Origin of the sequence: Streptomyces albidoflavus (assembly GCF_000719955.1) — a bacterium.
In the GTDB taxonomy this organism is placed as follows: Bacteria; Actinomycetota; Actinomycetes; order Streptomycetales; family Streptomycetaceae; genus Streptomyces; species Streptomyces albidoflavus.
This window is the reverse complement of the sequence record NZ_JOII01000022.1, coordinates 21,767-41,689: the sequence shown is the minus strand read 5'-3', so window position 1 is coordinate 41,689 and position 19,923 is coordinate 21,767. Positions and strand designations below refer to the sequence as shown.

The following is a 19,923-nucleotide window of genomic DNA, read 5'->3' as shown; positions in this document are numbered from 1 at the left end:
CCGCCCGGCCGTCCCGTCCTTCCCCGCGCCTCGGGCGCCCCCTCCCTCCGTACCCCTCGCGGACCCGCGGCGGCCTCACCGTGCCGCCGTGCCCGCCCCTGAGCAAGTCAAGGCCCCACCGTGTTCGACGTCGCCGTATTCGCCTCCCTCTTCGTCACCCTCTTCGTGATCATGGACCCGCCGGGGATCATGCCGATCTTCCTGGCGCTGACCGCCGGCCGCCCCGCCAAGGTCCAGCGGAAGATGGCCTTCCAGGCCGTCTGCGTCGCCTTCGGCGTCATCGCCGTCTTCGGCGTGCTGGGCCACCAGATCCTCGCCTACCTGCACGTCTCCGTACCGGCGCTGATGATCGCCGGCGGTCTCCTGCTGCTGCTCATCGCGCTCGACCTGCTCACCGGCAAGACCGAGGAGCCGCAGCAGACCAAGGACGTCAACGTCGCCCTCGTCCCCCTCGGCATGCCGCTGCTGGCCGGTCCCGGCGCCATCGTCTCGGTGATCCTCGCCGTCCAGGACGCCGACGGCGCCTCCGCGCAGGTCTCGGTCTGGGCCGCCATCGTCGCCATGCACGTGGTGCTCTGGCTGACGATGCGGTACTCCCTGCTGATCATCCGCGTCATCAAGGACGGCGGCGTCGTCCTGGTGACCCGGCTGGCGGGCATGATGCTCTCCGCCCTCGCCGTGCAGCAGATCATCAACGGCGTCACCCAGGTCGTCCAGGGCACCTGACCTCCACCCCGCACACGCGAAAGCCTCCGCACCGGGGATTCCGGTGCGGAGGCTTCCGCGTCTGTGTGCCCGCCCAAGCCGGGCGGGGCTTCGTGCGGTGTTACGAGGCGGAGGTGTCGGCCGGGCGGATGTAGAGGCGCTGGCCGATCGCGGCGGCCTGCTGCACGATCCGGTTCACGGAGTCGGCGTCCACCACGGTGCTTTCCAGCGCCGCGCCGTCGACGTCGTCGAGTCGCATGATCTCGAAGCGCAAATGCTTCTCCCTTCGTCGGTCCTCCGGCCGGGGTGCCGGGGAACGCGTGGTGCGAGACATCAGTCTTGCCCCGTTCCGGTGCTTCGGCATTGCCGGACGGTCAAGAGTGAGTTGCGGGGGAGCGCCGCACTCGCTGGGCGGCGCTCCGAAGGGTTCAACGTCTCCGGAGCCCGAGAACATTCCCTACGCTAACGAAAACTTTCGCGTATCTAATTACTGACGCGTATCCATCGTGCTCCGGAACCCAGCCCCCGCCCCCGCCCGCGACAATGGACCGGTGCTCAACGACGACGATGACCTGACCGCGCTCCACGCCCGCATCGACCGCACCAACGAACTGCTGGAACGCATGCTGGCGGAGGTGGCGAAGACCCCCTCCACCCACGCCGTCTTCGTCGACGCCGGCTACCTCTACGCCGCCGCCGGACGCCTGGTCACCGGCACCGAGGAGCGCGGCGCCTTCGACCTCGACGCCGAGGGCCTCATCGACGCCCTCATCGACCGCGCCCGCCAGATCTTCGCCGACAGCCGCCTGCTCCGCGTCTACTGGTACGACGGCGCCCGCCGCCGCATCCACACCGCCGAGCAGCTCGCCATCGCCGCCCTCCCCGACGTCAAGGTCCGCCTCGGCAACCTCAACGCCAACAACCAGCAGAAGGGCGTCGACTCCCTCATCCGCGGCGACCTCGAATCCCTCGCCCGCCACCGCGCCATCAGCGACGCCGTCCTCATCGGCGGCGACGAGGACCTGGTCTCCGCCGTCGAGTCCGCCCAGGGCCACGGCGCCCGCGTCCACCTCTGGGGCATCGAGGCCCCCGAGGGCCGCAACCAGGCCGACCCGCTCCTGTGGGAGGTCGACACCCAGCGCACCCTCGACCTCGCCTTCTTCCAGCCGTACCTGACGCGCCGCGCCACCACCCCCTCGTACGACGCCACCGGCGCCCCCCGCCCCACCCGTGACGACGTGCGCTTCACCGGCGCCCGCATCGCCGCCCAGTGGCTCGCCGAACGCGGCCGCACCGCCCTGATCGACCTGCTCCCGGGCCACCCCTACCTGCCGGCCCCCGACGACCAGGCCCTCCTCGTCGAGGCCGAACGCCAGCTCGCCTACTCCCTGCGCGGCCAGTCCGACCTGCGCCGCGCCCTGCGCGACGGCTTCTGGGAGCACCTGCGCACCCAGTACTGAGCGAGAGCCGTACGGCTCCTACGCGTGAGCGCTCCAGAACCCGGCCAGGGCGCGTGCGGTGTCCGCCGGGTTGTCGGTGTTGGGGGAGTGCTCGGCGCCCGGGATCACCACCCGGTCCGCCTCCAGCCGCCGGGCCATGTCGTCCATCAGCTCCACCGGCCAGGTGTCGTCCCGCTCGCCCGAGACCACCTGGGTGGGGAGGCCGCACGCGGCCAGCTCCGCCACCAGGTCCGGTTCGGTGCGCAGCTGGCGGCCGGTCGCCGTCAGCTGGGCCGGGGAGTGCAGGAGCCAGCGCGCCCGCAGGGCGGCCTCGGCCCGCGCCCCGTCCTCGTCGGGCTCGGCCAGCTCCTCCGGGGTGGCCATCGCCTGTATCGCGTCCCAGACCTGGCCCATGTTCATCGCGGCCATCGCCGCCGTCAGCAGCTCGATCCGCTGCTGCTGCTCCCCGGAGACCTCGGCGGGCCCGGACGACAGCAGGGTGAGCGAGCGGAACGGCTCCGCGTCCCGCAGCACCGCCGCCCGCGCGATCTGCCCGCCCAGCGAATGCCCCAGCAGATGCACCCGCCCCGTCCCGCGCACCGCCGCCGCCTGCGCCAGCACGTCCGCCGCCAGCTCGGGGCGGGCGTACGCCGCCTCGTCCGCCGGGCCCGGCGTCTCGTACTGCCCCCGGCCGTCCACCGCGACCACCCGGAACCCCGCCGCGGCCAGCGGTTCCAGCAGCGCGATGAAGTCCTCCTTGCTCCCGGTGTACCCGGGCACCAGCAGGGCCGTCCCCCGCACCGCCCCGGCGGGACGCGCGTCGAGTACGGCGAACTCCCCGCGCTCCGTCACGAGCCTCTCGGCACGGGCACAGGCGGGCGGGACGAAGGTGGGCGGCTTACTCATGCCCGCAGGCTAGCGCGCCCCCGCATGCCGACGGCCCGGCCCCCCGGAAGGGAGCCGGGCCGTCGGGCCGGTCGTGTCCGCCGGTTACTCGGCGTCCGCAGGAGCGGCGGAGGCCGCCTTGCGGGTGCGGCGGCGGGGGGCGCGGGGAGCGGACTCCCCGGCGCCGGCCGCCTGCTCGGCCGGTGCCTGCTCGGCCTTGGCGGCGGCGGGCTTGCGGGTGCGGCGGCGGGGCTTGGCCGGGGCGGCCTCGTCGCTCTCCGCCGCCTGCTCGGCGGCCGGAGCCTGCGCGGGGATCTCCGCCTCGGCGGCGGCCTTGCGGGTCCGGCGACGCGGCGCGGCGGCCTCGGCGGCCGCCTCGGCCGCAGCGGTCTCGACGGTCTGGAACGCCGGGGCCTCGGCCACCGGACGGGTCCGGCGACGACGGCGCGGAGCACGCGCCGCGGCCTCGGCGGTCTCCGAGGCGGCGACAGCCTCCTCGGCCTTGGCCGGGGCGGACGCCTTGGCCTTCGCCTTCGCCGGGGCGGCGGCCCTGGCCGGAGCCTCCGCCTTGGCGGGGGCGGCCTTCGCGGGGGCCTCCGCCGTGGCCGGGGCCTCGGTCACGGCCGGAGCGCCGGTGGCCGCGAGCGCCTCGCCGGAGCGGGTCCTGCGGCGGCGGCGCGGCTGGCGGGCCGGACGCTCGCCCGGCTCGCTCCGCTCCTCCTGGCGCTCCTCGCGCCCCTCGGACCGGCCGCCCCTGCCGCGACGCGCGTCGGCGCGGCCACCCCGGGCGCCCCGGCCGCCGGTCTCGCCGAGGTCCTCGAGCTCCTCGGCGGCCAGTCCGGCCCGGGTCCGGTCGGCGCGGGGCAGGGTGCCCTTGGTGCCTTCCGGGATGCGCAGCTCCTCGTAGAGGTGCGGGGAGGTGGAGTACGTCTCGACCGGGTCGTTGAAGGTGAGCTCCAGCGCCTTGTTGATCAGCTGCCAGCGCGGGATGTCGTCCCAGTCGACCAGCGTGATCGCGATGCCGGCGCGCCCGGCGCGGCCGGTGCGGCCGATCCGGTGGAGGTAGGTCTTCTCGTCCTCGGGCGTCTGGTAGTTGATGACGTGCGTCACGCCCTCGACGTCGATGCCGCGGGCGGCCACGTCGGTGCAGACCAGGACGTCGACCTTGCCGTTGCGGAAGGCGCGCAGCGCCTGCTCGCGGGCGCCCTGGCCCAGGTCGCCGTGGACCGCGCCGGAGGCGAAGCCGCGGCGCTGGAGCTGCTCGGCGATGTCGGCGGCGGTGCGCTTGGTCCGGCAGAAGATCATCGCCAGGCCCCGGCCCTCGGCCTGGAGGATGCGGGAGACCAGCTCCGGCTTGTCCATGGAGTGGGCGCGGAAGACGTGCTGGGCGATGTTGGCGACGGTGGCGCCCTCGTCGTCCGGCGAGGTGGCGCGGATGTGCGTGGGCTGCGTCATGTACCGGCGGGCGAGGCCGATGACCGCGCCCGGCATGGTCGCCGAGAACAGCATGGTCTGGCGCTTGGCCGGCAGCATCGTCACGATGCGCTCGACGTCCGGCAGGAAGCCGAGGTCGAGCATCTCGTCGGCCTCGTCCAGGACGAGGGCCTTGACGTGCCCGAGGTCGAGCTTGCGCTGTCCGGCCAGGTCGAGCAGGCGGCCCGGGGTGCCGACGATGACGTCGACGCCCTTGTTGAGCGCCTCCACCTGGGGCTCGTAGGCGCGGCCGCCGTATATGGCGAGGACGCGGACGTCACGGACCTTGCCCGCGGTGAGCAGGTCGTTGGTGACCTGCTGGCACAGCTCGCGGGTGGGGACCACGACGAGGGCCTGCGGGGCGGTGGTGAGCTGCTCGGGCTTGGCCCGGCCCGCCTCGACGTCGGCGGCGACGGTGACGCGCTCCAGCAGGGGGAGGCCGAAACCGAGGGTCTTGCCCGTGCCGGTCTTGGCCTGGCCGATGACGTCGGTGCCCGAGAGGGCGACCGGCAGCGTCAGCTCCTGGATGGGAAAGGGGTTGGTGATGCCGACGGCTTCGAGGGCCTCGGCGGTCTCGGAAAGGATTCCGAGTTCTCGAAAGGTAGTCAGGGCGCTGGCCTCTTCTGTGAGACGCGGTACGAGGCGAACGCGGGGATCTTGACCGTGCCGTTACCGCCGGCCGCCGCCGCTGAAGGGGGCGGGCCGGGTGGCACGGGACCACAGCCGACGCTCGAGCGATCGTGCCGCTGAGGGTCCCGCCGCACGTCGGTCGCGCGTGTCGGTGCTGATCACCGCGCGGTCCGGCGCCGGAGGGCTGTCGGGTCGGAGCCGATCGGGCCACCGACCGGGCATCCTCATTCATACGGCCCGCCGAATATTCGGCAGGCGCATTACCACTGTACCCCGGATTCGCGCATACGTGTCGGGCGAATTGACGACGTAGCCCGTCTCACAGCCCGCGACCGCTCCCGTGGGCCCCGGGTCACCGGGCTATTGTGCGGTCGAGCCCGCACCGCGCCCCGCGGTGACAGACCACCCGACCGGGGACAGCGCGTTCCCGCAGCCGGCCCACGCCGGCGGCCGTTCGCTAGGAGACTGATGGAGACGCCCGACACACCCGCAGCCGAGACGCCCACGGGCATCGCCGCCCAGAACTGGGAGACCGCCGCCGCGGAGCCCCAGTACCGGGCCGCCGTCGTCGACCTGCTCGGCGCGCTCGCCTACGGTGAGCTGGCCGCCTTCGAGCGGCTCGCCGAGGACGCCAAGCTGGCGCCCACCGTGGCCGACAAGGCGGAGCTGGCGAAGATGGCGTCCGCCGAGTTCCACCACTTCGAGAAGTTGCGCGACCGCCTCACCGCGATCGACGTCGAGCCGACCGAGGCCATGGACCCGTTCGCCGCCGCCCTCGACGGCTTCCACCGGCAGACCGCGCCGTCGGACTGGCTGGAGGGCCTGGTCAAGGCGTACGTCGGGGACGCCATCGCCAGCGACTTCTACCGGGAGGTCGCGGTCCGGCTCGACTCCGACACCCGTGACCTCGTCCTGGAGGTGCTCGACGACACCGGCCACGCGGAGTTCGCGGTCGGCAAGGTCCGGGCGGCCATCGAGGACGACCCGCGCCTCGGCGGGCGGCTCGCGCTGTGGGCCCGGCGGCTGATGGGGGAGGCGCTGTCGCAGGCGCAGCGGGTGGTCGCCGAACGCGACGCCCTCTCCACCATGCTGGTCGGCGGCCTCGCCGACGGCTTCGACCTCGCCGAGGTGGGCCGGATGTTCTCCCGCATCACCGAGGCGCACACCAAGCGGATGGCCGCGCTGGGCCTGGCCTCCTGAGCCGCGCCTGACCTGCCCGTCAGGCGGGCCGGGCGGTCCGCCTGACCGGCCGCCGCCCGGCGGGCCGGACCAGCAGCGAGAGCAGTGCGAGGGCCATCACCAGCGCGCCGCCGAGGATGACCAGCGGCTGGGCGCCGCCGAGCGCGGTGTGGGTGACGAAGGCGCCGAGCAGGCCGCCGGCGGCGCCGGTCGGGCCGACCAGACGGGGGTCGGGGAGCCGGTGCGGTAGCCGCCGCAGGGCGAGCCACGCCACGGCGAGTCCGATGGCCAGGGCGCCGACTGTCTCCACGATCACTGGGTCCCCCTCACTGGGCTCCGCGGACGGCTCCGTCCGCCGCAAATCGGTCGTAGCCGGTCCTACCCGGGCCGTCCTGGGGCCAATCATCGGTTCGGGGGTGGTCCCGGGGCCCCGCGCGGGCCGTACGCGGTGCGGGGGCGGGCCGGGGCCCCTCCCGGCGTGCGCGCCCGGAGCCATCCGTACGGAGCAGGCGTGCGCCGGGCATGCGGAAGGGGCGCCTCCGTTGCGGAGGCGCCCCTTCCGGCCTTGTGGACGCTCCCCGGCGGGCCGGGGGAGTCCAGGTGTCCTACAGCGCGGCGTTGAAGCCCACCCGGCGGGTGGTCGGCTCGCCCAGCTCCACGTACGCGATCCGGTCCGCGGGGACCAGGACCTTGCGGCCGTGCTCGTCCGTGAGGGACAGCAGCTTCGCCTTGCCGGCGAGCGCCTCGCTCACGGAGCTCTCGACCTCCTCGGCGGTCTGCGCGCTCTCCAGAACGATCTCGCGCGGCGCGTGCTGCACGCCGATCTTGACCTCCACGGCTATGTCCCTCCGAGGGTCGGTGTTGTGCGCGAAGTGCGCCCTTCGCGCCCACATTAGCCCGGTCGTGCCGGGCGCCGGTCCCCGCGGCCGAACGCCGGTAGCGAACAGCGGGCGGGGGTGACGGAGCGGCGGGCTCCGGTCAGCCGCCCTGCTCCGTGTGCTTCGGGAATCCGGCGATACCCCGCCAGGCCAGCGAGGAGAGCAGCTGGACCGCCTTGTCGCGCGGCACCGGGCTGGCGCTGGAGAGCCAGTACCGCGCCACCACCTGGGAGAAGCCGCCGAGGCCCACGGCCAGCAGCATCGACTCCTCCTTGGGCAGCCCGGTGTCCTCCGCGATGACGGCGCTGATCGCCTCGGCGCACTGGAGCGTCACCTTGTCGACCCGCTCACGGACCGACGCCTCGTTGGTCAGGTCGGACTCGAAGACCAGCCGGAAGGCGCCGCCCTCGTCCTCGACGTACGCGAAGTAGGCGTCCATCGTCGCGGCGACCCGCAGCTTGTTGTCCGAGGTGGACGACAGCGCGGTCTGGACGGCCTGCAGGAGCGCCTCGCAGTGCTGGTCGAGCAGGGCGAGGTAGAGGTCGAGCTTTCCGGGGAAGTGCTGGTACAGCACGGGCTTGCTGACGCCCGCCCGCTCGGCGATGTCGTCCATGGCCGCCGCGTGGTACCCCTGCGCGACGAAGACCTCCTGGGCCGCGCCCAGGAGCTGGTTCCTGCGGGCACGGCGCGGCAGACGTGTTCCCCGCGGACGAGCTGCCTCTGTCTGCTCGATGGCTGTCACGCCGCCTCCCAAGATCGTTGCGTGTGCGGTGTGCGCCGCGTCGGCCATCGTACTTTTCGGTAACCGGGACGTGCGCGGTGCGAGCGCAGAATTTCACGGAGTGAGCGCTTCCGGAACCGTCCGTGGCCAGCCGGAATCCCGCCGGAAGCGGACATACACGAAGAAGCCTCCGGGTGCGGCGGGACCGGCTCGCGGGCCGCGCGGTCTCAGCGGTAGTCGTCCTCGTCCTCCTCGACCACCAGGAGCTGCTCCACCACGTCCGCCTCGTTGGCGGTGCCGGGGTCGACCTCCTCCAGGGCCTCCTCGGCCGTGTCGGGCTCGTCCGGGTCGGCCGGCTCGCGCTGCTCGGCCGTGTCCCCCTCGGGCGCCCGCAGCAGCGGGTCGTCCTCGGTCGCCGGGCTGCCGGGGCCGGTCGGGTCGGTCGTCATGGGTGCCGCCTTTCCTCGGGTGCTCGGGTCTCGCGTCAGCAGGGCTCCGCCCCGCCTTCCGAGCGTAGGAGAGTCGGCGGGGTGACGCGATGCGGTGCGCGTACCCGCCCGGGGCCCTCGCAACGGGCGCGCTCCGTCGCCCCGCGCGCACCCGGTGTGAGCGCGCGGGCGTGACGGCGTGACGCGCCCGCGTCCTGTGACCCCGAACACGCCAAAGGTGGTGTGATCGTCTCGTAACATTGCCCGCATGTCTTCGACCGACCTGCCCGAGGTGACCGGCGCCGTACTGCCCAAGGTGAGCGCGGTCCGCGTCGAGGAGGGTGAGCGGCTGCGCCAAGTGGGCCTGCCTGGACTCACGCTGACCGTGCGTTCGCGCCCGCCGTCCCGCGAGGGCCTGCCGCCCGCCCTGTACGTCCACGGCCTCGGCGGCTCCTCGCAGAACTGGTCGGCCCTGATGCCGCTGCTGGCCGACACCGTCGACGGGGAGGCCCTGGACCTGCCCGGCTTCGGCGACTCGCCGCCGCCGGACGACGGCGACTACTCGGTCACCGCCCACGCCCGCGCCGTCATCCGCCATCTCGACGCGGCGGGGCGCGGCCCGGTCCACCTGATCGGCAACTCGCTGGGCGGCGCCGTCTCCACCCGCGTCGCCGCCGCCCGCCCCGACCTGGTGCGCACCCTGACCCTGGTCTCCCCGGCCCTGCCCGAGCTGCGCATCCAGCGCTCCGCCGTCCCGACCGGCCTGCTCGCCCTGCCCGGCATGGGCGCCCTGCTGGGCCGCCTCGCCCGGGACCTGACGGCCGAACAGCGCACCCGCGGCGTCCTCGGCCTCTGCTACGGCGACCCGGCGCGGGTCTCCCCCGAGGCGCTCCGCAACGCCGTCGAGGAGATGGAACGCCGGATGGCGCTGCCGTACTTCTGGGACGCCATGGTCCGCTCGGCCCGCGGCATCGTCGACGCCTACACCCTCGGCGGCCAGCACGGCCTGTGGCGCCAGGCGGGCCGGGTGCTCGCGCCCACGCTGCTCGTCTACGGCGGCCGGGACCGGCTCGTCGGCTACCGGATGGCGCGCCGTGCCGCGGTCGCCTTCCGCGGGTCCCGGCTGCTGACTCTCCCGGACGCCGGGCACGTCGCCATGATGGAGTATCCGGACGAGGTCGCGGCCGCCGTCCGTGAGCTGCTCGCGGACGCGGGGGAGACCCTGCCGCCCGTTTCCCGCCGCAGCACCGGCTCCGCCGCCGCGACCGCAGACGAAGTGTCGCCCGCCGACGGCGCGGGCGACCCGAGCCAGGGGAGCTGAACCCGCGCGTGGGACGTCACCGTCGCCCCTCGTCGTCCGCCGGGTCCGCCGCGCAGGGGCGGGCCAGGCCGGGCGACACCGGCGCCACCGAGCAGTACCCGGCCGACGGGCCGCCACCCGGAGCCACCCGCCCGGCGGCGCCCGGCACCACGCCCGTCCCGCCGCCGCTCGCCCCCGAGGGCGTCCGCGGCGGCCACCCCGAACAGCGCGAACCCGGCGGAGGCTGGGGCGGCGCCCCGTACGGACGGGCCGCGGCGGCCCCTCGCGGCGGCGGCCGGGAGATGCCCGGGCCACGCCAGGAGTACCTCGACGCCTTCGAGGACGAGGACCTCTTCGCGCCCGGAGCGCCTCGCAGGTCCCCCGTCCAGGTGACGGAGGAGCGCGACGGGCGCACTCCGGGCGCGACGGCGTACGCCTCCGGCGACTTCTTCGCCCCCGAGGAGACTCCCGCCCCGGCCGGCGCGGACGGCGGCCACGGTGGCGACGGGGACGACGAGGACGGCGGCGAGCCCGCCGGGCCCGACCGCCGCCGCGCCGGACGCGGCTGGGCCGCCGCCGGGATCGGCGCCGCCGCCGTGGTCACCGTGCTCGCGGTGGTCGTCGGCGGGCAGCTGCTCGGCGGCCAGGACGACGGGGCCGGCTCCCGGTCCGCCGCCGACCACTCCGGCCGGGCCGCCGAGGGCACCGCCTCACGCTCCGAGGGCCGCCCCACGCCCGCCTCGCCGGCGCCCGCGCCGAAGGCCGCCCCCAGCTACCAGCAGCGGATGGGCGAGAAGTTGCCGCTCGACCCCGACCTGACCGCCGACGGCGATTTCGCGGCGGTCCGCGGCATCGAGAAGGCCCCCGGCAAGGGACGGCTCTTCCGCTACCGCGTCGACGTCGAGAAGGGCCTGGGCCTCGACGGCAAGCTGTTCGCCGAAGCCGTGCAGAAGACGCTCAACGACGACCGCAGCTGGTCCCACGACGGCGCCCGCACCTTCGAGCGGATCGACTCCGGCCAGCCGGACTTCGTCATCACCCTGGCCAGCCCCGGCACCACCGCCGAATGGTGCGCCAAGTCCGGCCTGGACACCACCATCGACAACGTCTCCTGCGACTCGGCCTCCACCGACCGCGTGATGATCAACGCCTACCGCTGGGCCCAGGGCGCCGAGACCTACGGCGACGCCATACACGCGTACCGCCAGATGCTCATCAACCACGAGATCGGCCACCGGCTCGGCTTCAACCACGTCAGCTGCAGCCGCGACGGCGCGCTGGCGCCGGTGATGCAGCAGCAGACCAAGTTCCTGTCCATGGACGGGATCACCTGCAAGGCCAACCCCTGGGCCTACCCCAACTGACCCGCGCCTCCCCGGCCGGTCAGCACGCTGAACGGCCGGGCGCAGGGAAAGTTACGCCCGTTCACCCCTTTTGATGGCGCGACGGACAACCGTCCGTCGTACCACCCTCCTGTCCGCATACGTTCATCCCGCTGCGGGGCCGATGCCCCCGGCGGGACGACAACGGCGGCTCCCCGCACGGGAGATCGGAGGTGGACAGATGCGCATCGGACTGCTGACCGAGGGTGGCTACCCGTACGCGGACGGCGAGGGCGGACTGTGGTGCGACCGGCTCGTGCGCGGGCTCGCACCCCACGAGTTCGACCTCTACGCCCTCAGCCGCACCGCCTCCCAGGAGGAGTCCGGCTGGGTGCCGCTCCCGCCGGAGATCCACCGGGTCCGCACCGCGCCCCTCTGGTGCGCCGAGGAGGACGGCGTCACCCACGGCCGCCGCGCCCGCCGCCGCCTCCACGCCCACTACGCCGACCTCGCCGCCGCCGTCTGCTCCGGAGCACCCCGGACGGACGAGGAAGCGCTCCGCGCCCAGAAGGACCGTTTCCGCAAGGGGCTCTACGGCCTCGCCGACCTGGCCCGCGAGGAAGGCGGCCTGGTCGCGGCGCTGCGCTCCGAGGACGCCGTCCGCATCCTCGAACGCGCCTGCCGGGCCCCCGGAGCCCTGCGCGCCGCCCACGACGCCCGCGTCCCCGACCTCCTCGCCGTCGCCGCCCTCATCGAAGGCGCCCTGCGGCCCCTCTCGCTCGACTGGTACGCCGAGAGCGACGCCCGCGGGGCGCACTCCGGGGGCGCGGGATGGGGCGGACTCGGCAGCGTCGACCTCTGCCACGCCGCCTCCGGGGGCACCGCCGCCCTGCCCGGCCTGCTCGCCCTGCACTTCTTCGGCGTCCCCCTGCTCGTCACCGAGCACCACGTCCCGCTGCGCAGTCACTACCTCGCCGCCGCCGGCCGAAGCTCGACCCCCGCCGTCCGCGCCCTGGGCGCCGCCTTCCACCAGCTCCTCACCGGCGAGGTCTACGACCAGGCCGCCCTGATCACCCCCGGCAGCGCCCACGTCCGCCGCTGGCAGGAGCGGTGCGGGGCCGAGCGGCACCGGCTGCGCACCGTCCACCCCGGGCTCGACGCGACGCCCTTCGCGGAGGTCGGCGAAGGCCCGGCGGGTGATCCCCGCACGCTGGTCTGGGTGGGGCGGTTCGAGCCCGGCAAGGACCTCGTCATGCTGCTGCACGCCTTCGCCGAGGTCCGCCGCGCCGAGCCTGCGACACGGCTGCGCCTGGTCGGCCGGCTCGTCCCCGGAGACGCCGAGGGCGCCGCCTACCTGGCCCACTGCCGCGAACTGGCCCGCGAACTCTGCCCCGAGGACGGCGCCGTCAGCTTCGAGGAACCCGGCGAGGCCGAGGCGGGCTCCGCCGACCTGGCCGCCGCCTACGGGTCCGGCGCCGTCGTCGTCCTCTCCAGCGTGGTCGAAGGCTTCCCGGTCAGCGTGGTCGAGGCGATGCTCTGCGGCCGCGCCACCGTCTCCACCGAGGTCGGCGCCGTCGTCGAGGCGGTCGGCGGTACGGGCCTCGTCGTGCCGCCCAAGGACCCGGACGCCCTCGCCGAGGCGTGCCTCGCGCTGCTCCGCGACCCCGCCCGCCGCGACCGCCTCGGCGCCGCCGCCCGCTCCCGCGCCCTGGAACTCTTCTCCGTCGACCAGAACGTCGAACGCTTCCGCGCGCTCTACCTGGAGATCGTCTCCCACTACCCGGTCCGCCGCCCCCACACCGACGAGGAAGGCACCCCGATGCCCTTCGCCCACCCGGCGGAGACCCGGGTACGCGGCACCTGGGCCGAGGCCGCCCACCCGAACACCGCCAAGCCCCCCGGCACCTGGGGCGCACCCGCATCCGAACTCCGCGCCCCCGGCCCCCTGGCCACCGACGCCGAAGCGACCGGGGCCCGCCCCCGCACCCCCGTCACCGCCAGCGGAGCAGAACTCCGCCGCGTCCCGACCTGGGCCGTGCTGGACGAAACCGCGGCGGCCCGACGGGAAGACGCGCAGGGCGGTGCGGCACGGGGGGCTGCTGCTTCGCATCGGGGCTCCGCTGCGAAGGACGGCGTGCTCGCCGAGGGGGAGGAGCCCGGTGAGGCTGCGGCCGGGGGGCCGGTGTTCGCGGCGGGACGTGCTGGGGACGGGCACGGGGAAGCGCACCGGGACCGGGGCGGGGTTTCCGCGGACGGACGGGGGCCGAAGGGGCTTCCGGCCGGGGAACCGGTGAAGGGGCCCGGGCCTGACGGCGCGAAGGCCTATGAGGCGGCCACGGGGCCTGCCTTTCTGGGGGAGCGGTGGAGGGACGGGGCTTCGGGGGGCGCGGGATCGGGGGAGCGGTTCTCTGAGGGAGAGGGGTACGGGGGGTCTGGTGGGTCGGGGTCGATCGGGTTGGCCGGTGGGGCTGGGGGCGAGCCGGGGGGCTGGTCCGGCGGCGGTGTTGAGGGGGCGTCGGTGGAGGGGATGGACGTGTCTTCCGGCTTGGAGCCGGGGGGCGTTGGGTGGGCGTCGTCGGGTGCGGGTGCGGGTGCGGGTGTTGGCGTTGGCGAGGGGCCTGCGCGGGTTGTGGCGGGGCGGGATGTGCCTGCGGCCGAGGGCGGGGATGCCGGGACGGGTTTCTGTGCGGCGCCCGGGGCTTCCGGCCGCGACTGGGTTGGGGGGCGGCTCGCTCCTGGCTCCGCGATCGAGGGGGACCCGGCCGGGGGCCTTGGCCTGGGAGCTGAACTGGGTTTCGGCCGAGCCGGGACCGCTTTCGCAGGGGCCCACGCCCCGGGCGTCGGCTCGGTGCTGTCGGCTCCTGTTGAGGGTGAGGCCCTGGACGCTGGCGCCGCGACGGGGGGATGGGGCGGCGGCAGGCCCAGCGCCCAGCACGCTGACGGTCCGGCCCGTGACGGTGACCGGGAGTTCGTGGGACCCGTGCCCGCCTCCACGACTGGCGAGCCGGGGTCCGGCAGGGGGCCAGGCGCGGTTCGTGCGGAGGCCGGCAGTTCGGGACGTCTTACAGGTGGGGCCCAGGTCCCTGCTCCGGACGCCCGTCCCTGGCCGACTGACAGCTTGGCCGTCGCGTCGGCTTCCCGCACCGCGACCCACGGCCCGACAGCCGTGCAGCCCACTGTCGGCGCCGATGCTTCCGTTCAGGCACCCGCACGCCCGGACGACCTTCGGCCCGACCTGGGATCGCGTGCCGGTGCCGGGAGTTCCGTATCGGGTCCGGGTGGCTCTGCGGCCGGTTGGTATCCGGGGGTTGCGGGGGCTGCCTCGCACTCGGGCGGTTCAGCTGGGGTTGCGGGAAACTTGGCTTCCGTTTCAGTGGGTTCTGCTGCGGGCTCGCACAACTCGGTGTCCGGCTCGGGGGACGGGGCGCGGGGACGGGGCCCGAGGTCGGGTGGCTCGGAGGACGGGCTGGGCTCGGACGGCTCGATCTCTGGCTTGGGCTGGGATTCCCCGGGCTCTGCTTCGGGGGCGCATGGCCGGGGGAACGGCCTGCACCTCGGTACGGAGGGTCCCGCTGCCCGCTCGGTCGGTCCGGTCTCCAACTCGCACCCTGCTTCTCCGGGTTCCGACGTGTGCCTGGACGGCTCAGCGGAGGGGCCGGGGGCCGGTGTCGTGGGGGCGGACGGGTACTGCGACGGCTCCGCGTCCGTAACGGGGTCCGGTACGGCTGCGTCCGGCGCACGTTCAGGTGTTCCGGAGTTCGGCCGGGGTCCCGGCTCTCTCGTGGACGGTGGGCACTCCGGGGGGCCGGTTCGTGCTGGGCTTCCGGATGTTCCGGGTGTTCCGGAGTCCGGGGGATGTCCTGACGTCCCTGTGGACGGTGCGCGGCATGGCGGACAGGTTGGGGCCGCGCGGCTGGACGCACCTGAGTCGGCCGAGTGCCTCGATGCCCCCGTTGCTGGCGCGCACGCCAGCGGCCCGGCCGGTGTTGCGCGGCCCGGTGTTCCGGAGTTCGCCGGGTCCCCTGACGCTGCCGTGGATGGTGCGCACTCTGGCGGTCCGGTCGGCGCTGCGCATCCAGGCGCCCCGGAGGTCGCCGGGCGGCCCGAAGCCCCCGGAGAGGGCGCGCACCCTGGCGGCCCGGTCGCTGCCATGCGCCCCGAAGCCCGGTGTCCCGACGCGGGGGCATCCGCCCCTTCGCACCCCGGAGCGTTCTCGGCGCGCCCCGACGGCCCGGCCCTCGCCACGCGCCCGGACGCCCCGGCTTTCCCCGCGCACCCCGGCGCCGCACCGACTGCCGCGCGCCCCGGTGCCCCGGCGGCCCCCGTGAGCGGGGAGGCGTGGGGATGAGCGCAGGAACGACGGAGGGTGCCGTCGCGCCCTCCACCGCGGCCAGGCCGCTGAGGAATCGCAGGGAGCACACCCCATGACCACGCACCACGCCCCGGGCCCGCTCGACGCGGCCAGCCGCCCCGCCCAACCCGCCCACACCGGGCCGGGGGAGCCCGATCCGGTCCGGAACCTCGCGGGCCCCGGCGCCCCCGGCGCGCTCTACGCGGGCCCCGGCCCCTCCGGCGACACCGCCGCCGGCTCCGCGTCCGGCACCGGCGACAGCCCAGCTCAGGGAAGCGGCGGCCCCGGCACAGCGGCCCCTCCCGGCGGAGACCCGGTCAAGGCGCTCATGCACCGCCACCGCGAACTCTGCGCCCGCGCCGTCGACCCGCTGGAGATCGCCGCCGCACTGGAAGCCCACGGGATGACGGACCGCACCGCCGCCCACTTCCGGCACCGGGACGTCTTCTCGCTGGCGGAAGAGATGTACGCCCGGGTGCCCCGCCACAGCTCGGACCGCTCCGCCCCACCGGCCCTGGCGCACGCCGTGCCCGAACCGGTGGCAGGCGCCGCCGCGGGACCGTCGCGGCTGCTCACCCTCGTCCTGCTGCCCGCCCTGCCGGGAGCCCTCTGTGCCGGGCTGCTCGCCGGTCTCGCGCAGGCGCCACCCGGCCGGGCCAGGACCCTCGCCGTGGTGGCGGGCGTCCTCGCCGTCCTCAGTGCCGTGCAGCTCTGCCTGCGGCACGGCCCGCTGCGCAGCCCCCGTCCGGCCGGGGTAACCGTACGGCTCGCCACCCTCTGGCTGCTGGGCTACGCCGTCCTCGGGGACGGCCTCCTCGACGCCGCCGTCCGTGGCGGCCCCGACCGGCTCTGGCCGGTGGACACCGCGACCGCCCTCGGTCTCGCCCTGGCGGTGTGGCCGGCGGTGCTCTGCGCCCGGCTCTTCACCGGGGGCGCCCGCCGCAGGCTGGCCCGCAGCCGGGGGCTCGGGGAGTTCGCCGCGGCCACCCGGCCACTGCTGCTCGCCTCCCTGACCTGCTACCTCGCCGCGCTGGCCGGGCTGCTCGCGCTGGCCGGAGCGGCGCTCGGAGCACCCCCGGCCCTCGGGGGCGCCGGAGCCCTGGGCGCCCTGCTGCTCCTGGCCCGCCTGCTCCTGGTGCACGGGCACCGGGCCATGCCCACCGTCGCCCTGGCCACCGCGGCCGGCGTCGAACTGGCCGTGCTGTGCAGTGTCCTCGCCTCCCGGCTCCCCGGCTGCGGCTTCCTCGCCGTCCCCGCCGAGACGCTCATCGAGGTGTGCGGCGCCGAGGCGGTACCCACGCTGGCCTGCGCCGTCGCCGCCTTCGCCCTGCTGGGCCGTGCCGTACCGGCGCTCTCCCGGGCCTCCGCCCACACCGACCCCGGCACCCGCTGACCCGCACGGCCGCCCGCGCCGGACACGCTCCCGTGCGCCAGGGCCGACGGAGCGCACGGCGCCGCACCCGAACCACGCCCCTTCCGAAGGAGACCACCAGATGACGACCAGCCGACGCCGGAACAGCTGGGGAGCCCACCGATGAGAGTGCTGCTGATCGGAGCCAACGGATACATCGGCCGCTTCGTCGCCGACCGCCTGCTCGCCGACCCCGCCGTCCAGCTCACCGCGCTGGGCCGGGGCGACGACGCCGACGTGCGGTTCGACCTCTCCACCGGCAGTCCCGGCGCGCTCACCCGGTTCCTCGACGCCGTCCACCCCGGGGTGGTCGTCAACTGCGCCGGGGCCACCCGCGCCGGAGCCCGCGAACTGACCCGGCACAACACCGTCGCCGTCGCCACCGTCTGCGAGGCCCTGCGGCGCAGCGGCTGCGGCGCCCGCCTCGTCCAGATCGGCTGCGGCGCCGAGTACGGGCCGAGCCAGCCGGGCTCCTCCACCGCCGAGGACGCCGTACCCCGCCCCGGTGGTCCCTACGGCGTGAGCAAACTCGCCGCCACCGAACTCGTCCTCGGCTCCGGACTCGACGCCGTCGTGCTGCGCGTCTTCTCGCCCGCAGGACCCGGCACCCCCGCCGGCTCGCCCCTCGGCCGGCTCGCCGAGGCGATGCGCCGGGCCATGCAGTCCGGGGACGGCGAACTGAAGCTCGGCGGCCTCGGGGTGCAGCGTGACTTCGTCGACGTCCGCGACGTGGCCCGGGCCGTCCATGCCGCCTCCCTCTCCGCCGCCCAAGGCGTGATCAACATCGGTTCCGGCCGCGCCGTCCGCCTCCGCGACGCCGCCGCCGTCCTGGCTCGCGTCGCCGGTTACGGCGGGGCCCTGCACGAACTGGACACCCCTTCCGGATATCCGTCCGCCGCCTCCACGGGCCTCCACCCCCGCGCCGACCACGGCCAGGGCGGACTCCGGGCCGCCATCGGCCACCCCCGCCCGGACCCGGACCTCGCCCCCTCGCCCGCCGCGTACCCGTACCCCGACGGTTGCGGGAGCTGGCAGCAGGCCGATGTCCGTACCGCCCGAGACCGCCTCGGCTGGCGGCCGCGGATCAACCTGGAGGAGTCCCTCGCCGACATCTGGATGGAGGCGGCGTGCCGTATCTGACCCAGCCCGACACCCAGCCCGCCGTCAGCGCCGGGGAACTCCGTCTCGGTGTCCCCGGGTACGCCCACCCCCTGCTGGCCCCGCGCGAGTGGGATGCCCTGCCGAGTGTCGGTGCGGGCGTCCACTGGACCGTCCTCAACGTCGCCGACGGCCCCGGCGAACGCCCCGACCCGCACTGCCTGGAAGCCGCCGGCCGTCTGCGGAACGCGCAGGTCCGAGTGGTGGGGCAGCTCGATCTGGCGGGCGGCCAGCGGAGCTTCGGTGCCCTCCTCTCCGACGCCCACCGCTTCCGCGACTGGTACCTCGTCGACGGCTTCTACCTGGACCGCTGCCCCACCGAACGCGCCGCCCTCCCCGAGCTGCGGCGCGTCGTCGGAGCACTGCGGGACCTGCTCGGCGGCGGGCACCTGGTCACCGCCCACGGCACCCACCCGCACCCCGGGTACGCCGAGGTCGCCGACCAGCTGGTGACCTTCAGCGGCCCCTGGCACGACTACCGCTGGTCCCAGGCGCCCGAGTGGACCGCCGCCTACCCTCCGGAGCGCTTCTGCCATCTCGTCCACGGCCTGCCGCGCGGCCACCTCGCCCAGGCGCTGCGCATCGCCCGCTGGCAGGGGGCGGGCACCATCTGGTTCACCGACCGGACCGCCAAGGAGAGCCGAAGTGCCTGCTGGGAGACCATGCCCGGCTACTGGGACGCGATTGTCTCGCAGGTCGGAACGGGTGTCTCGGAATGAAGAAGGGCGTGGCAGTGTTACGGCTAGTGGTCCCCGCCCGTGCGGGGGTTGTCCTGTCCCCGATCGACCAACGGAGTCCCCGTGTCGCTGCCACCCCTGGTCGAGCCAGCTGCTGAGCTCACCGTCGACGAGGTCCGCAGGTACTCCCGCCACCTGATCATTCCCGACGTGGGGATGGACGGGCAGAAGCGGTTGAAGAACGCCAAGGTGCTCTGTGTGGGCGCCGGCGGCCTCGGTTCGCCCGCTCTCATGTACCTGGCCGCCGCCGGCGTGGGCACGCTGGGGATCATCGAGTTCGACGAGGTCGACGAGTCGAACCTCCAGCGCCAGATCATCCACAGCCAGGCCGACATCGGCCGCTCCAAGGCCGAGTCCGCCCGCGACACGGTCAAGGGCATCAACCCGTACACGGACGTGATCCTTCACGAGATGCGGCTTGAGGCCGACAACGTGATGGACATCTTCAGCCAGTACGACCTGATCGTGGACGGCACCGACAACTTCGCCACCCGCTACCTGGTCAACGACGCCTGCGTCCTGCTGAACAAGCCGTACGTCTGGGGTTCCATCTACCGCTTCGACGGCCAGGCGTCGGTCTTCTGGTCCGAGCACGGCCCCTGCTACCGGTGCCTCTACCCGGAGCCCCCGCCCCCCGGCATGGTCCCGTCCTGCGCCGAGGGCGGCGTCCTCGGCGTGCTCTGCGCGTCGGTCGGCTCCATCCAGGTCACCGAGGCCATCAAGCTCCTCGCCGGTGTCGGCGACCCGCTGGTCGGCCGCCTGATGATCTACGACGCCCTGGAGATGCAGTACCGCCAGGTCAAGGTCCGCAAGGACCCCGACTGCGCGATCTGCGGCGAGAACCCCACCGTCACCGAGCTCATCGACTACGAGGCGTTCTGCGGCGTCGTCTCCGACGAGGCCCAGGAGGCCGCCGCCGGTTCGACGATCACTCCCAAGCAGCTCAAGGAGTGGATCGACGACGACGAGAGCATCGAGATCATCGACGTCCGCGAGCCGAACGAGTACGAGATCGTCTCCATCCCGGGCGCCCGCCTGATCCCCAAGAACGAGTTCCTCATGGGCACCGCCCTCCAGGACCTCCCGCAGGACAAGAAGATCGTCTTGCACTGCAAGACGGGTGTCCGCAGTGCGGAAGTCCTCGCCGTGCTGAAGTCGGCCGGTTTCTCGGACGCCGTCCACGTGGGCGGCGGCGTGATCGGCTGGGTCAACCAGATCGAGCCGGAGAAGCCCGTCTACTGAGTCCGACGTCACCTCGGCCGCCCGGTCCCCCGGGTGAGCGCCCGCCGAGGGAGCCGTCACCGTG

17 protein-coding genes are annotated in these 19,923 nt (G+C 74.6%); 10 read left to right on the top strand and 7 right to left on the bottom strand.

The window, feature by feature from the left end:
• Positions 1 to 120: 120 nt before the first annotated feature.
• The gene (locus tag IF45_RS0121230; protein WP_010642482.1) at positions 121 to 726 is read left to right on the top strand and encodes a MarC family protein; all 606 of its coding nucleotides are present in this window, start codon (positions 121 to 123) and stop codon (positions 724 to 726) included.
• 100 nt (positions 727 to 826) lie between these two features.
• Here IF45_RS0121230 and IF45_RS33410 read toward each other — a convergent pair whose 3' ends face one another.
• Positions 827 to 979 (bottom strand): DUF8834 family protein, encoded by a 153-nt coding sequence (locus IF45_RS33410; protein ID WP_003950703.1) that lies wholly within the window; start codon positions 977 to 979, stop codon positions 827 to 829.
• A 277-nt stretch (positions 980 to 1,256) separates the two neighbouring features.
• Between IF45_RS33410 and IF45_RS0121220 the strand changes: the two genes are divergently transcribed.
• Positions 1,257 to 2,165, top strand: coding sequence for an NYN domain-containing protein (locus tag IF45_RS0121220; protein ID WP_010642479.1), 909 nt, complete (start codon positions 1,257 to 1,259; stop codon positions 2,163 to 2,165).
• An 18-nt stretch (positions 2,166 to 2,183) separates the two neighbouring features.
• Here the strand turns inward: IF45_RS0121220 and IF45_RS0121215 are convergent, their stop codons facing one another.
• Both IF45_RS0121215 and IF45_RS0121210 read right to left on the bottom strand, forming a co-directional pair.
• A complete protein-coding gene (locus tag IF45_RS0121215; protein WP_030308961.1) occupies positions 2,184 to 3,050 on the bottom strand; it encodes an alpha/beta fold hydrolase in 867 nt (288 codons plus the stop codon).
• Positions 3,051 to 3,134: 84 nt separating this feature from the next.
• The gene (locus IF45_RS0121210; RefSeq protein WP_234344659.1) at positions 3,135 to 5,111 is read right to left on the bottom strand and encodes a DEAD/DEAH box helicase; all 1,977 of its coding nucleotides are present in this window, start codon (positions 5,109 to 5,111) and stop codon (positions 3,135 to 3,137) included.
• 489 nt (positions 5,112 to 5,600) lie between these two features.
• On the opposite strand from IF45_RS0121210, the gene IF45_RS0121205 reads away from it, so the two are divergent.
• Positions 5,601 to 6,332 carry a ferritin-like fold-containing protein gene (locus IF45_RS0121205; protein WP_008407955.1) on the top strand — a complete coding sequence of 244 codons (732 nt, stop codon included), beginning with the start codon at positions 5,601 to 5,603 and terminating at the stop codon, positions 6,330 to 6,332.
• A 19-nt stretch (positions 6,333 to 6,351) separates the two neighbouring features.
• On the opposite strand, the gene IF45_RS0121200 is transcribed toward IF45_RS0121205, so the two are convergent.
• The 4 genes from IF45_RS0121200 to IF45_RS0121185 all read right to left on the bottom strand — a co-directional run bounded on the left by IF45_RS0121200 (position 6,352) and on the right by IF45_RS0121185 (position 8,359).
• A complete protein-coding gene (locus IF45_RS0121200; protein WP_010642473.1) occupies positions 6,352 to 6,627 on the bottom strand; it encodes a hypothetical protein in 276 nt (91 codons plus the stop codon).
• 289 nt (positions 6,628 to 6,916) lie between these two features.
• A complete protein-coding gene (locus tag IF45_RS0121195; RefSeq protein WP_008407951.1) occupies positions 6,917 to 7,147 on the bottom strand; it encodes a DUF3107 domain-containing protein in 231 nt (76 codons plus the stop codon).
• 142 nt (positions 7,148 to 7,289) lie between these two features.
• Positions 7,290 to 7,931, bottom strand: a complete 642-nt coding sequence (locus tag IF45_RS0121190) for a TetR/AcrR family transcriptional regulator (RefSeq protein WP_003950710.1) — start codon at positions 7,929 to 7,931, stop codon at positions 7,290 to 7,292.
• Positions 7,932 to 8,137: 206 nt separating this feature from the next.
• Complete coding sequence (locus IF45_RS0121185) at positions 8,138 to 8,359, bottom strand: Rv3202a family protein (RefSeq protein WP_015507136.1); 222 nt, start codon at positions 8,357 to 8,359, stop codon at positions 8,138 to 8,140.
• 247 nt (positions 8,360 to 8,606) lie between these two features.
• On the opposite strand from IF45_RS0121185, the gene IF45_RS0121180 reads away from it, so the two are divergent.
• The 7 genes from IF45_RS0121180 (at position 8,607) to moeZ (ending at position 19,859) form a co-directional block, all read left to right on the top strand.
• Positions 8,607 to 9,659 carry an alpha/beta fold hydrolase gene (locus tag IF45_RS0121180; protein ID WP_003950712.1) on the top strand — a complete coding sequence of 351 codons (1,053 nt, stop codon included), beginning with the start codon at positions 8,607 to 8,609 and terminating at the stop codon, positions 9,657 to 9,659.
• 8 nt (positions 9,660 to 9,667) lie between these two features.
• Positions 9,668 to 11,002 carry a DUF3152 domain-containing protein gene (locus tag IF45_RS0121175; protein WP_015507135.1) on the top strand — a complete coding sequence of 445 codons (1,335 nt, stop codon included), beginning with the start codon at positions 9,668 to 9,670 and terminating at the stop codon, positions 11,000 to 11,002.
• Between the two features lie 199 nt (positions 11,003 to 11,201).
• Positions 11,202 to 15,308: a glycosyltransferase gene (locus IF45_RS0121170; RefSeq protein ID WP_030308953.1), complete on the top strand. Its 4,107-nt coding sequence runs from the start codon at positions 11,202 to 11,204 to the stop codon at positions 15,306 to 15,308.
• Positions 15,309 to 15,384: 76 nt separating this feature from the next.
• Complete coding sequence (locus IF45_RS0121165; RefSeq protein ID WP_030308951.1) at positions 15,385 to 16,704, top strand: hypothetical protein; 1,320 nt, start codon at positions 15,385 to 15,387, stop codon at positions 16,702 to 16,704.
• 141 nt (positions 16,705 to 16,845) lie between these two features.
• Positions 16,846 to 17,862, top strand: a complete 1,017-nt coding sequence (locus IF45_RS0121160) for an SDR family oxidoreductase (protein ID WP_008409892.1) — start codon at positions 16,846 to 16,848, stop codon at positions 17,860 to 17,862.
• Entirely contained in the window at positions 17,850 to 18,599 is a 750-nt protein-coding gene (locus IF45_RS0121155; protein WP_003950718.1) for a spherulation-specific family 4 protein, read from the top strand. Before IF45_RS0121160 ends, IF45_RS0121155 begins: the two co-directional genes overlap by 13 nt.
• Positions 18,600 to 18,680: 81 nt before the next feature.
• Positions 18,681 to 19,859 carry an adenylyltransferase/sulfurtransferase MoeZ gene (gene moeZ, locus IF45_RS0121150; RefSeq protein ID WP_008409896.1) on the top strand — a complete coding sequence of 393 codons (1,179 nt, stop codon included), beginning with the start codon at positions 18,681 to 18,683 and terminating at the stop codon, positions 19,857 to 19,859.
• Positions 19,860 to 19,923: the final 64 nt, after the last annotated feature.